9 protein-coding genes are annotated in these 14,516 nt (G+C 42.6%); 3 read left to right on the top strand and 6 right to left on the bottom strand.

Features of this window, described 5'->3' with window-relative positions; genetic code table 11:
• Nucleotides 1-39 precede the first annotated feature (39 nt).
• Nucleotides 40-2,013, bottom strand: a complete 1,974-nt coding sequence (locus tag AFM12_RS16430; RefSeq protein WP_055150429.1) for a S8 family serine peptidase — start codon at nt 2,011-2,013, stop codon at nt 40-42.
• 307 nt (nt 2,014-2,320) lie between these two features.
• Between AFM12_RS16430 and AFM12_RS16425 the strand changes: the two genes are divergently transcribed.
• The 3 genes from AFM12_RS16425 to amaB are packed head-to-tail and all read left to right on the top strand — an operon-like array spanning nt 2,321 to nt 5,820.
• The gene (locus AFM12_RS16425; protein WP_055150426.1) at nt 2,321-3,385 is read left to right on the top strand and encodes a saccharopine dehydrogenase family protein; all 1,065 of its coding nucleotides are present in this window, start codon (nt 2,321-2,323) and stop codon (nt 3,383-3,385) included.
• A gap of 11 nt (nt 3,386-3,396) precedes the next feature.
• Nucleotides 3,397-4,302, top strand: coding sequence for a DUF1338 domain-containing protein (locus AFM12_RS16420; protein ID WP_055150423.1), 906 nt, complete (start codon nt 3,397-3,399; stop codon nt 4,300-4,302).
• On the top strand, nt 4,303-5,820 hold the full coding sequence (gene amaB / locus AFM12_RS16415) for an L-piperidine-6-carboxylate dehydrogenase (RefSeq protein ID WP_055150420.1): 1,518 nt from the start codon (nt 4,303-4,305) through the stop codon (nt 5,818-5,820).
• Here the strand turns inward: amaB and AFM12_RS16410 are convergent.
• From AFM12_RS16410 to AFM12_RS16390, 5 genes are all read right to left on the bottom strand, one after another.
• A complete protein-coding gene (locus tag AFM12_RS16410) occupies nt 5,817-6,521 on the bottom strand; it encodes an SGNH/GDSL hydrolase family protein (RefSeq protein ID WP_055150417.1) in 705 nt (234 codons plus the stop codon). The genes amaB and AFM12_RS16410 overlap by 4 nt on opposite strands.
• Before the next feature lie 31 nt (nt 6,522-6,552).
• Nucleotides 6,553-7,857: a dicarboxylate/amino acid:cation symporter gene (locus AFM12_RS16405; RefSeq protein ID WP_055150414.1), complete on the bottom strand. Its 1,305-nt coding sequence runs from the start codon at nt 7,855-7,857 to the stop codon at nt 6,553-6,555.
• A gap of 106 nt (nt 7,858-7,963) precedes the next feature.
• A complete protein-coding gene (locus AFM12_RS16400; protein WP_055150411.1) occupies nt 7,964-8,185 on the bottom strand; it encodes a hypothetical protein in 222 nt (73 codons plus the stop codon).
• On the bottom strand, nt 8,175-10,394 hold the full coding sequence (locus AFM12_RS16395; RefSeq protein ID WP_055150408.1) for a SulP family inorganic anion transporter: 2,220 nt from the start codon (nt 10,392-10,394) through the stop codon (nt 8,175-8,177). The genes AFM12_RS16400 and AFM12_RS16395 overlap by 11 nt, the downstream gene beginning before the upstream one ends.
• Before the next feature lie 7 nt (nt 10,395-10,401).
• On the bottom strand, nt 10,402-14,502 hold the full coding sequence (locus AFM12_RS16390; protein WP_131458425.1) for a DUF8696 domain-containing protein: 4,101 nt from the start codon (nt 14,500-14,502) through the stop codon (nt 10,402-10,404).
• Nucleotides 14,503-14,516: the final 14 nt, after the last annotated feature.

Below are 14,516 nucleotides of genomic sequence, written 5' to 3'. Positions count from 1 at the left end.
CATCCGATGGAATTTATATTAGTTTATATCTGGAAAAATTTAGTTCGCACAGCCCCCAATAGTGGCTAAAAACTTAGTTCCACTTCCTGACTCAAAAGTATTGCCGCCACCAGAAGTACTTGGTTTTAATTCAATTGAATTACCAGCCCTCATAACTACATCGGCACTTCCACTTATTACGTTGCTCGCTACAACAGTTTGAACAGCCTGAAAAACCTGAATTCCTGTGGAAACATTATGCGTTGGGTTTGTTAAAGTCAAAGTTTGTGGACAGGCCGTTTGCGATGTACCGGTTACTACCAAAGAAATAGCCTTTAAAGCAGCCGGCGAACTCGCTTTTTTTCGGATGAATATTTTATACTCGGCACCGGCAACTGGATTATCAATTTTTACCTGCTTATAATTATTATTGTTTCCATCAAACCACCCGGTTTGAAGAGTTGCATTAGCTGTTCTGTTCGACATAACGCTTGGCTTCCAAGGCCTTGTATCATTGCTTGAGTTTACATTCCTGACCAGTAGGTCAAACTCATGAACCAGACGGGAGGTTGTGGGATCAACCCCTTCGGCACTTGTTTGTTCCGTACCTTCATCATCTGTCCAGGCAATTCCTACGATCAATGGTACACTTCCATCGGCCGTCACTGACACCTCCCGTTCGGCTAGACCATTATTGGCAATATTATACGTAATCTCTTCAATAAAAGAACCTTTAGAATCTGTATCGCTCACCTGCTGAGCAGTTGGGTTTCCAGCACTACTCTTACTTTTAATAGCATCCGCAGCCTTTTCCACATCTAGAAGGCCCCAGCCAAACTTATTATCAGGGCCAGGTTGACCCAAATCTTCAGCTGTGGTTAACATCAGAGCCTTCAGTGTTGCCGCTTTCATATAGGAGCCATGCAAACTATTATAATATTGTTGCAACAGGAGACCAGCCCCCGCAGCAGCCGGAGAAGCATAAGAGGTTCCGCTGCTGTTGGCTCCGTTACCACTGTAAGCAACATCAGAGGGCTGATTGGTGTTTTGATCCGCAAAATAAGATGAATTAATTCCGGTACCTTTGGTCACTATTTCAGGCTTCAAACGCCCGTCATCTGTGGGGCCCCAGTTGCTGTAATCAGACATGGTTTTATCCCCGTTTACAGCTCCCACGGTCATTACATTTTTTGCAGCACAAGTTCCTGTGATCAAATCATAGCCAGCCTTGGCAGAGTTTCCGTTGAACTGTTGTTCGTTCCCTACCGCAATAAAAGGCAAATAATTTGGGGCGTTTTTCAGAAGCAAATCCCATTGCTGGGCCTGATAATCATAAGCTCCGAACAACCATTCGGGAAGCGTATTATCATTGGAATAACCATAGGAATGGTTTGAAATCAAATATCCTCCAGAGGCAAAAGTAGCCATTTCAGCCAGGTCATTGTCCCAGTCGTAATTTTGAGCCGAGGCTTCAAAAGCTATCCCTCTCGCAGAAGGTTGATTAACAATATCCTTTCCTACTATTGTTCCTGTTACATGCGTCTGATGATTATTTCCTGCATAATTGCTGGCACTACCATCATACGTCTGACCTGCTTGCATGCCTACTTTACCACTTAACAATTCATGCGAGGCTCTCACCTGTCCTCCATCCCAAACACCTGCAATCATACTCTGCCCGGCTATATTAACCCCAAGAGAACCTCCGGTGTATAACTGATTGGCCTTTATAAGTTCTCCAGAAGCTTTGTTTTTAGTATTTATGTAAATGGGAGTTCCGTTTGCATCAATTCTTTGTAGATAGTAGACAGACCCGTCTTTCACAAAACTCCTTTTTTGTTCGGGGTTCTTGATAAGATACTGGCCTATCTCACGCTCTCTTTTATCGTAATTTAATTGAAATTGACTTTTTATTTGATTCAGGATGGTGGAATCCATACTGCTACTGATACTGAGTCTTTCCTGACTACTTTGGGCAAGTGACCCGAAAGAGCCAATCAGAAAGATTAGAAATAAATTGATTCTTTTCTTCATTAGTGGTTATTGATTAGGTTAGGTTTTATTTCGTTTTGGCATTTTGCAAACCGGGTAAAACGATACCCGGGACATCAATCGCTCGGCGATTTTAAAAAAAACAGACCTTAAGTTAAAAAGCTTATAACCCTTCTGAAAAAAGTCCAACATAATTTTATCCGCTGGTAAGCATAAACAGCTTTAAGATTCAATTACAATAGGTTGACTTTCAATCACAATTACTCCAAAAACGTCGTGGATAACCTATTGTTTTTCAGCCCGAAAATGCTTACTTTTAGTTCACTTCATCTTAAAACAACAGAACCCTATGAAACGCATTCTCGTGCTGGGAATGGGTAAAGTCGGCAGTCTTGTTGGCGTACTACTGAGTAAAAATTTTGACGTCAAGGGCCTCGATAAAAACCCACCCCACTACAAATACAAACTTCCTTTTGAGGTCATCCAAGGTGATGTGAGTTCACCCGAATTTCTGGACTCCATCTTTAATGACTTCGACACCGTAGTATCTGCACTCCCGTATTTTCTCAATAAAACAGTCGCCCTGAAAGCAGCCGAAAAAGGCTTACATTATTTTGACCTTACGGAGGATGTGGAAACCACAAATTACATCCGCGATCTGGCTAAAAATACCAAAACCGTTATGGCTCCACAGTGCGGCCTCGCTCCGGGCTTCATCGGTATTGTCGGAGCTAATCTGACACATGAATTTGATAAATTGAGGGATATTGAATTACGTGTTGGGGCACTCCCCCGTTATCCCAACGGTCTTCTGGCTTATTCGTTTACGTGGTCGCCCCAGGGCGTGATCAATGAATATATCAATGACGCCGAGGCCATTCATAACGGTGAACGGAAAATGGTCACCTCACTAGACGGTCTGGAGTATATCAATATTGAGGGAAAAGAGTTTGAGGCCTTTACCACTTCGGGTGGTTTGGGCACCATGTGTGAGACCTACGAGGGCAAGGTGGATACCTTGAATTATAAAACTATCCGCTATCCTGGGCATTGTAAACTGATGCGATTTCTGATTCAGGAGCTCATTATGAAAGACAAAAAGGAGCAACTGACTGCCATTTTGGAAAACGCAAAACCACCCGTAAAAGAGGATATTGTTTACGTATATGCTGTGGTGGAAGGCTGGCACAACAAGAAATTGTCGAGAAGCGAATTTTACAAGACCTATTCACCGAAAGAAATTGCCGGAAAAACCTGGCGTGCTATCAGCTGGACCACCGCGGCCTCTATTGCAGCCGTTGTAGAAATGGTCAATGAAGGTAGTCTGCAAACTTCCGGCTTCATAAAACAGGAGGAAATTCCGTTTGATGCTTTTCTAAAAACAAAATCCGGAGGCCTCTTTTCTGAAGACTAAACTTTAACTCTATGAAATTTGAAGAAAACAACAAACTCTCTGCCATCCTAAATCGGCTTTTCAAACCCTACGAAGAACGGGTGCCGGTGGTTGATAAAATCATGACGGCTATGCTGGCTCATGGAATCATTGAAGAACGATCAGACATCGTCAATGATCACATTGCGTTCAGAACCCTCGGTGTGCCGCATTTGGGCGTCAGCTCTTTTGAGAAGATTTTTCTTCATTACGGCTATGAGAAGAGAGACTATTTTCATTTTGAAGGTAAAAAACTCAATGCATGGTGGTATTCCCCACCATCTGAAGAGTACCCGAGAATTTTCATTTCTGAGCTTCGGGTTGGCGATTTGAGCCCAAATGCTCAGGAGATTATTCACTCGTATACATCATTTCTTACCAGGGACCCGGTGGATAGCCTGAACCTTGATAATGTGGAAGAGGTCGGTCATTTCTTTGAAAAGTCACTCTGGGAGCTTCCGACTTATGAAGATTACTACCAGCTAAACCGGGAGAGCGAGTATGCCGCATGGGTGATTTATAACCGGTATTATCTCAACCATTACACCATCAGCGTTCATGCTTTGCCGAGGGGCTACAACACGCTGGAGCAATTCAATGATTTTCTGGAATCTCTGGGTGTCAAACTCAATGACGCCGGGGGCAAAATCAAGAAGAGTCCCGATGGAATGCTATTGCAAAGCAGCACAGTAGCCGATAAGGTGGAGGCCACTTTTGCCAACGGAAAAACAACAATGATTCCCGGCAGTTATCTTGAATTTGCCGAAAGAAGACCTCTGCCTGAGTTTCAGCATTTGCCTCAAAATGAACTTAAGCGAGAGCATCTCAGAGATGGTTTTGAAACGGGCAATGCAGATAAAATCTTCGAAAGCACCTTCTCAACACAAACTGAACGTTAAATGAACCCACTTTTCAATAAGATAAAAACACTGGAAGGCCTCAGCACGGGCCAGTCATTTTTCAAAGGCAATGGTCGGGAGTTTCAAATTAGTTCGCCGGTAGATGGCAAATCGCTGGGTTCGGTGACGGCCTGTACCAAAATAGAATACGATGCCATTGTAAACAAAGCTCTGGAAGCCAAACTCACATGGCAAAACACCACAGCTCCGGCCAGAGGCGAGATTGTTCGTCAGTACGGTCAAAAACTTAGGGAGCACAAGAATGACCTTGGCGAGCTCGTCAGTTACGAGATGGGAAAAAGCCTTCAAGAGGGACTCGGCGAGGTTCAGGAAATGATTGATATCTGCGATTTTGCAACTGGTCTTTCGCGTCAACTTTATGGCCTGCAGATGCACTCCGAACGACCCAAACACCGGATGCTGGAGCAGTGGCACCCTTTGGGTATAGTCGGTATTATTTCAGCGTTCAATTTCCCTGTTGCCGTTTGGGCATGGAACACAGCCATCGCCTGGGTATGCGGCAATGTGTGTATCTGGAAACCCTCGGAGAAAACGCCTTTTACGGCGATTGCCTGTCAATACCTTTTTTCTGAGGTTCTGGCAGAAAACAATTTGCCAGAAGGTATTTCAAACCTGATCATGGGAGATAAAGAAGTAGGTCAAATGCTAGCAGAAGACAAAAGAATCAATCTTGTTTCTGCTACTGGATCTGTCAGAATGGGAAAATCAGTTGCGACCACAGTTGCTGGCAGACTCGGCAAAAGTCTGCTTGAACTTGGCGGCAACAACGCCATTATTGTCACTGAAAATGCTGACCTCCAGCAAGCCATCCCGGCCATTGTTTTTGGAGCCGTAGGAACTTGCGGGCAAAGGTGTACTTCCACCCGGAGATTGATTATTCATAAAAATATTTTTGAGGAGCTCAAAGAGCAATTGGTCAAAGCGTATTCTCAACTCAAAATCGGCAATCCACTGGACACTACAAATCATGTAGGGCCCTTGATTGACAAATCAGCAGTGGATGCCTATTTCAATACTATTGAGGAAGCTCAAAAACAAGGTGGAAAAGTACTTTGTGGTAATAGACAATTAAAAGGAGAAAACTATACGACCGACTGTTATATCGAACCCACCATCATAGAGGCTTCAGCTGACATGCCTATTCTCAAAACCGAGACTTTTGCCCCCATTCTTTATCTGATTCCGTACAAAACTCTTGATGAGGCCATTAGGATTCAGAATAATGTACCACAAGGTTTGTCCTCGGCTATTTTCTCGCTGAACCTTCGGGAAACAGAGCAGTTTTTATCTGTCAATGGCTCTGATTGCGGTATTGCCAATGTTAATATCGGAACCTCCGGAGCGGAAATCGGCGGAGCTTTTGGTGGTGAAAAAGAGACCGGCGGCGGCCGCGAAAGTGGCTCAGACGCCTGGAAAGCCTACATGCGGCGGCAGACCTGTACCATTAATTATGGTAAAGAGTTGCCTTTGGCTCAGGGGATTAAGTTTGAGATTTAACGATACCCTGTAGCTCTAAACCAAGCCTGAGTCAGCAGTTCATGACCGCTGTAGGTGGGGTGAATTCCATCCCATATCCAGTATTCAAAATTGGGAATTCGGGCTTCTTCGAGATACATTTTTTGTAAGTCAATGAAAGTTGCTCCAAAGTCGGCAGCTACTTGTTGCGAAGCCTTATGGTATTGCTCAAAAAGTGTTTTATGCGAAGCATACATCAAACCATGAGCCTTGCCGATTGGTAGTAAAAACGGAGACATTATTACCAATTCTACCCCCGGTAATTTCGACTTGGTTTCAATCAATAATTTCCGATAAACCTTCTCATAATTTTGTGGAGTGCAGTCGGCCCGATTTTCTTTCAACTGATAGTAGAAATCGTTAATACCTACCATGATGGTGAGCACCTCGGGTTGATGCTCCAGGCAGTCCTCTACCCAACGATTTTGCAGATCAATGACCGTATTTCCACTGATTCCTCTGTTGACAAAACTCAGATCTTTCTCGGGGTATTTGGCTCCTAACCTGCTGGCAATACTAAAGACATAACCGTGTCCTAAAATGTGATTTGGATCTTCATTGCGTCCCCTATTTCCATCGGTAATACTATCACCAATGAAAAGAAAACGTTTTGGCCACTCTTTTTGAATTTTCGGCGATACCAGTAATCCAGCATTAGCAGCAAGAAAAGTTCTCCTGTTCATTCGTTAAAAATAGTTTCTTTTACTCTAAAGCTTAAACTTCCTCTGAACTCCCAAACCATTTATTGAATATTACGGCAGCAGTCAGATCACCGGTGACATTTACGGCAGTTCTGAACATACCAAGAATTCGATCAATACCTATAACCACCAATAGCCCTTCTGCCGGTAATCCTGAACTTGCCAAAACCGTGGTCAGAATAATCACCCCGCCACCGGGTATAGCCGGGGTACCAATACTTGCCGAAACAACAGTAACCATGATGAAGATGATTTTAAGAAAGCTGAGCTCAATACCATATACCTGAGCCATAAAAAGAACGGTAACGCATTGAAAAAGAGCTGTACCGTCCATATTAATAGTTGCCCCAATGGGTATAAGAAAATCACTGATTTTTGAGGACACTCCAAGTTTTTCATCTGCGGCTTTCATTGAAAGCGGCATTACAGCGGCTGAACTGGCTGTTGAGAAAGCCAGCAATTGCGGCTCTCTTATATTTTTCAAAAAAGTAAAGGGATTCTTTCTTGTTAAAACAAAGATCAATAGCATATAGACCAGTAGCAAAAGCACCAAACCCAGGATCACCACGAGCATATAGTACCCAAGCCCCAGAAATATTTCAATTCCCGTACGTGAAAGAAGGGCAGCCATAAGACCAAAAACAGCATATGGTACCAATCGCATAGCCCAGCCTACCACTACCATACAGATCTTCTGAATCGCCTCCACAAATCGAATTAAAGGTCTTGCGATCTCAGACTCCAATTGCGTTATAGCTACACCAATAATAATCGTAAAAATGACGATGCTTAGCATTTCGCCGGTAAGAATGGACTCCAAAGGATTCGCCGGAATAAGATTGGATATAGCCTCGGGGATATTGGAAAAAACTGAAACAGCCCCCTCCTCCGGCAAATGACCTTCTGCATCCGGGAAACCGCCGTACTGGTTTACATATTGACCAGGTCTGAAAACCAAAGCCACCAATAAGCCTATAGAAATAGCAACTACTGTTGTAAAAATAAAATAGAGTAAAAGCCCCAGCCCAAAAGTTTTGAGATCATCTGAAACATTACTGACCAGACCAGTGATAATGGAGGCAAAAATCAAGGGAATCATCACCATTTGAGTTAGTTTCATAAAGGCACTACCGGGTAAATCAAGCCAATTCGCCAGATTCTCACTCAATTCTGCAGAAACCAAACCTGTTGAAGGATTTAAGAGCACACCTAAACCTGCCCCAAGAATCATCCCGATTAACACCTTTAGCCATAACCTACGTTTAACCAGATGGTTCAGATAAATGGAAAGGTCATTAAGAGGTTTTATGGCGAGCATGAAGGTTTATCTGTTAAAGTCACTAATTTAATAAACCTGCGACTTTCAAAAACTGACTCAGAACATATACAGCCTTATTCGAGCGAATTGAGAATGGAATTAATACTCAATTATCGGAAGCATCCTGACTTTTCACTCCTTCATAAACCGATTTTATCTTGGCCATTTCTTTAATCAGAAAGCTTTGAAGCTCTTCATTAAACCTAGATTGCTGTTCTTTGGACAGGCTTTCATAGTACGCTTTGAGCTCTCTATTGATCCCGGCTTTTTCCTCTTCTGAGGAGGCGTTCATTGCCCTAACATGGTATTTCTTAAAATCAAACTCCATTTTTCTTCGGATGTTCTTTGTCAATTAATGAGGCCAGACGTACACCAAAATCTACCATTCCTTTAATCTCACCCACTCCACTATGCCGCTCTCTGTCCATGATGAGAAGGCCACCTTTGCCGTTTGACTCTATATGGTAGTAGTTATTGCTTTCAAAAAACAACACCAGATTATCAGTAAAGAATCGTCTGATTTTTAAGGTACTGTCGCCTCTGAGTGTAAACCTTTTCGCAAAATCCCGGAAAGATTTAAACTTAATCTCACGATACTCGCTCAGGTATTGTAGTCGCTCGTACAAATCGCCTTTATCTAAGGTAAATGCTGGTATTTTCTTTCCTGTATTGATATACAACATCGTGGCGTGCAATTCTTCTTCAAGTATAAAAGCCCCTTCTGAATACTCAATATCAAAGAGTTTGAAAATCTTCTTTTTATCCTGACCGATGTTATATAAATGATCGACCTGACGGGTTTTGAAATAATTAAAATCTCTCAAAAAGAACATATGGAAATCATTCTCGATCGAGAAACTCCAACCTTTGTCTTCCATGAAGCTGCTGATCTGTTGCTGTCTTTTTGTTTGAGAACCTGGTTCTTTTACAAATGGGACATACTTCAGGGCTCTTCTCAGAGCAAATGGATGTGAAGACTCGGCACTGTGCAGATCCAGACCTACTACCTCAAACTCACCCCCGTTTTTATCAAAAACCTGCTCATAGTCCCAGAGGTTTTCCATGACGGTATGATCCACAAAATTGCACTGCAAAAAATCAACAACCACCCGCTTATTTGGTGGCAAGGCATCCAAAACTTTCTTTAGTCTGAAAAAATTGACAAAAGAGGAGAAATACTTCACCGTAATATGCATGGTACCATCCTCTTCATTGTATGACTCAATATTGTCTTTGGTGAAGTTTTGAAAGAAAAGTTTCACACTTCTGGTAAGAACCACATGAACCAGAATAGTGGTAAGAATACCAATGGCTATTCCAACAATCAGACTTGTAAGCAAGGTACTTACCAGTGTCACCAGAAAAATAAGCACCTGCTCTTTCCCAATATCACTAATTCTCTCCAGAATAGTAGGCGAAGCCAGTTTATAACCGGTGTAAACCAAAATAGCTGCCAAAGCCGGGAACGGGATGTATTCCAATTGCTCACGAAAGAGTAGAATAAACAAGATCAGAAAAACGGCATGGAAGAAATTAGAAGACCGGTTGGTCGCATTATTATTGACATTTACCGAACTCCGGGCAATTACCGTAACCACATTAAGGCCTCCTAAAAAACCCGAAACAACAGTGGCCAAACCAAGAGCTTTTAAATCCTTACTCACATTTGACTGACGTCTTCGAGGATCCAATTTATCGACGGCCTTAATAGACAATAAAGACTCTATGCTGGCAATCAGCGTAATGGCAAAAACCGCAGTTAAGAAGTCAAAATTGAGGACTTTTGAGAAATCAGGCGTTGGGAAATTTGACAACACATTCTCCGGAATACTAACCAGAAACTCTTTGGAAATAGGATGATCCATTCCGGCTTTATTCTCATAAAAATGAGCCAGGCCTACTGAGATCAAAACTATCCACATAGGTGCAGGCACCAATTGAAAATACCGGTTTCTTATTCTGGAATAGAAAACCATAATCAACAAACTACTCACACCGGCAATTCCGGCAGCATGCCTTTCAGGGTCATTAAAGCAGGTAATGATAGATTTCGGTATACTAAGCAAAAGCTCTATCGGAGAACCAGTAGCATCGAGGTTACCGACCATGATGTGAAACTGCTTTGAGAGAATGATGATACCAATCGCCGCCAACATCCCCTGAATAGCGGAGCCAGGGAAAAAATTTGAGAGTTTCCCCAGATTAAAAAAAGCAAGAATAGTGATTAATGCCCCTGAAATTATAATAGCCGCAAGAGTAAAAAGGTAACCCTGATACATATCACCTTGCCCTAAAACGGTAATGGCACCTAAAACAGCAACCACAAGACCGTTGCCGGGCCCTGTAATGGTTACATGGGAGCCACCCAGAATAGAAACGAGAATTCCACCAACAATAGCTGCAATTACCCCTGATACAGGCGGAGCACCAGAAGCCAGTGCAAGTCCCAGTCCGAGAGGCAAGGCAATCAGTGACACCACAAGGCCCGAGAATACATTATTGGCGAAATTGTCTTTGAAAATATTTTTTAGGGTCATAAAGTCTCTAATTCCGTTTTTGCCGAATCATTTTCCATCGGCAGGTCTTCTCGTCATTTCCGAGAATTTCCAAAATATAAACTCCCTCCATCATATCCGAAAGAAAGTCTATTTTTTGACGAAGGTCACCCTCATTTTCAATCTTCACGGGATACTCCTTCCCTGAAATATCCAATACATTTATTTCAACAGGTTCAATATTACTTAAGTAAAGATTTACATCTTCATATTCCACAAATGGATTCGGATAAGTGAAGCACCTGGTTTCAGTTGATGAATTCGTGATATCTAATTGCCCGATCATCTTACGTATACCGTCAGCATCCTGATAAACAAGACGGTTGTACGAGTCATTTTGCAAAAGCAAATAATCTGTCAATTCAGAGGGGTCAGCTGATGAAAAAGTTGAAACATTAAACCACTCCTCTCCGTTCGTACTCTTCTCCAAAAAATATCCAAGAGGTCGTACTTCATCTCTTTTTTGCCATTGAATCAATGCAGAGTTTTCCTGAAAAGCTGACTCAAAAGAAGCAAGTTTTGCAAAAGGATTTGAAGTAAAGCCAATCTCCGAGAAAGAACTCAAAGCAAATTCAAAATAACTAAAATCATCATTTTGCATAAGCAAATCCTGATCTTCACGAATCACCCAACTTTCCCCTTCCTCAAAATTATCGTTATTCTCAAAATAGCAGTCTTCATTTATACCTTCATAGTGAACAATCTGAAACAAACCTCCATTAAACTCCTCCTCTTCTACACTACCAAGATAATCCTCAATTTCCTGATTCTGATAATAGGCTCTGATCAAAACCGGCTCGGTAAATTCATTTTCACTATTGAGATTAAAGTAACGGGGAAGAAAAACCGTACCCAAAGCTGTCTCAATATCTGATGAGGACGTTTGTCTGTAATTGAGCACCATCCTTCCAAGGTTTTGACCTTTAGGGTGAAGAGCAAATACAATTTCACCATTGTCTCTGTGAAAATATAACCAGTCATTCCCACTTACCTCTTCAATCACGAGCTCCCTGCAATCTTCATCTCTGGCTCCCAGAAAGCATTCCTCTACCTGAACTGTAACTTTCACCGGAAGGCTGCCACAGCCGTTTTTATTGGTGTAGGTTACCCAATAAAATGTAGTACCTGATTCAGCGGTCTCTACCAAAGGAGCTTCATCAAGAGGGGTGGTCAATAAAGAATCAAGATACCAGTTAAAGTCTGCTGTATCACTGAGCGTGAGGTATTCTTCCGGAGCAAAGCGACAAAAAGTGAAGAGCGTATCCTGGAGTTCTAAAACCGGAGCTTTCAGCACGTTAAGCTTAACGGAATCCAGGGTGCTTTCGCAACCCGCAATATTGACCCAGCTGTAGAAAAAGAGCTGATCATCTCCTGATGCCAGAGTTAATGCTCCAGATTCAATTGGTTTTTTCTCAGCATCATACCATTGGTAAGTCAGAGCCCTGTAAACCGGCAAATTCAAAGAGCCGAATTGGCAAATTGTTTGGTCAATGGCTCCGGGGCTCTCCGGCAGTTCTGACAAGTTAATGCTAAACTCAGTAGAGCTACGAGTACATGTAGCCCCAAACTCGGAAGCAAAAGTGAACCGAAGTCTGAAATCACCCTCTATTAAACTATCTGAAAGCACATTAATAAAATTGAAATTCTCACTTTCAGCAATTGCAATCCATGACCTACCCACTTGCTTTTGAAGTTCAATCAAAACTATTTCACCCTGAACGATTAGACCTGAGGTATCAATTTTAATTCCTGATCCAGCACAATAAGTTTGATCGGGAATACTACCATCTACTTTATTGACAAACAAAGTTGCGGCATTTGAAACCGCACTTTCTCCTGTAGAATCAGTCAATACAACTCGGTACTCGCTCAAATGAGGATTGCTTGAAGACCCGATATTTGAAACCAGCAATTCATCTTCTGTTTCACCTTCTATGAGGCTAAACTCATTTTCGCCAGGTCTTTTTCTTTCCCATTGAAATGTAAATGGAGGAACACCCTTTTGGTTTGCCCTGAACCGCACCGAGTTTCCTTCACAATCAGCCAGATTTTCTAAATCAGCAGTAAAGCCCAAGTTACCTCTGATTTCAGCGGCGATGTAGGTTCTTGGACTTTCGCATCCGAACTCAGAGCTTTGAGAAACATAATAATCGTAAAAATCGACTTCAGTAAAGGTTGGCGGCACATTGAGCTCAAAGTTTTTCCCTGTTCGCGTCAGATACCAAATGAGGTTTTCTCCTGAAGCGTCAAAAACTAAAGTATCTCCCTCTTTTACCACCGCGGGAGTTCGGTTATCCGGGGCTTGCGGTTCAGGGTGAATGGTAATCGTATATTTGGCTTTAGGGCTAGCACAACCTTCATCACTCTCTGCAGCAAAATACCACAAGAAAGTACCCGCCGAATCTGATGAAACTTTAGGAGCTTTATTGGTTCCCACATCTGAATCATCATTGGAGAGGTACCAGATATCATCGTGTGGTTTGGCATTATAACTTAGAGACCTTGTCCTCTCCCCCTGACAGTATTCAACGCTTAGATCAGGAGGTCTTTGAGGATATTCACCCACAGTCAAAGAGGTCTGATCTGTATTTTCAATACACTCAAAGCCACCTGTGTTGAAGAATATCCGGCATCGGTATTTTCCGGAGTGCCAAACCTGAAGATTTTTAAAAGAAAGCTTGCTTGTCTGTGTCCCGGAAACAAAACCTTCATCCGCAAGATCAACCCATTCATCCAAAGCCTCATCTCTTACCTGCCATTGAAAACCCTGAATATCTCCGATAATCTCAAGGAAACTATACAGGTCAATTTCAAAATCCTGTCCTACACAGGCGTCCAGATTTGGCAAAGTTCGATTGACCACATTGGCATATAATGTCCGAGGGTTAGTGTAGAAAATTGAAACTGAATCTCCTACAATGCATCGGTACTGCGATAAGTGCGGATTGTCCTTATCCCCTATTGCTGAAACCCTTAATGTTGCCTGTTGAGAATTTTTGATACCATCGTCTTCATCTGAGAGGTCTGTAAAATCTGCCTCTCCAGGCCGCTTCCGTTGCCAACGGTAAACCAGATCACCCACACCTTCAGCAATGATTTGAAAATTTACCGAATTGCCTTCACAGTCATATTGATCATAAGCTTGAAGAGTGATATTCAGTTTCGGATAGACCCTTGAATTAATTTCCAATCTTGGGCTTTGACAGATAGCGTCAGACTGACTCACCCAATAGGTATATTCATCAACTTCAGTTTCATACGGTGCGGCTGATAAAAGTGAATCCGGATGATTCGCAGAATACCAAAGGAGGTTGGTTCCTTTGGCTGAAAAGAATAAAGTATCAGGCTGAATAGCTGCTGACGGCGTAGTGTTCACAAGTAAAGGCAAGCCCTGAATCACATTGATAGTTGCCGTAGCTGAATAGGATCCACAAGAACCCGAACAGGTTACGGTGTAAACAGCATCAGCATCTTGAGTCGGGGTAATGGTTCTTTTAGCTTCTGTAAAACCATCATTCCATACCAAAGTGCCACCGCAGGATGAGGCCACCAGCTCAACGGGGTTCCCCGCACAAATAGTCGTATCCGTTAAATTCAGGGTCACCTCATTTGAAGGTAGGATGACGACCTCCACAGCCTCTGAAGTTGCTTTATTACAATTGGTCAATTCGCAGTCATAAATAGCCCGGTAGTACACCGAGATATGGCTTCCGGTTGTATTCTCAAACCCGGATATGGCTTGAGTAAAAGTGTCACCCGAAATGTCTTCCCAAAAGGGAGAGCCCGGTGAAGAGGAATTCAAATTTCGTTGCCAGCTGGTGTAACAGGTACCAGTTCCACCAGTTACTTGGGCTGTCAGAGTAAAAGGTTCTGCGGAGCAAAGAGTATCAGCATCTGCTGTGACGATCACCTTAGGATCGTCAACAATTTCAATCGTAACAATATTCGAGTAAACCTCGGCATCACATTCATCAGTCACTTTTCTGCGGTAGCAGGTGGTTTGGTAAAGGGTTGAAGGATTAAAAGTTTCACCATTGGCACCCGATATTTCTGACCAAACAACAGGACTTGCTGAGCAATTTTCTGACATTTCCCATTGAATGG

It is taken from the genome of Jiulongibacter sediminis (assembly GCF_001306455.1).
Taxonomy (GTDB): domain Bacteria; phylum Bacteroidota; class Bacteroidia; order Cytophagales; family Spirosomataceae; genus Jiulongibacter; species Jiulongibacter sediminis.
This window is presented reverse-complemented; position numbering and strand designations above follow the sequence as displayed.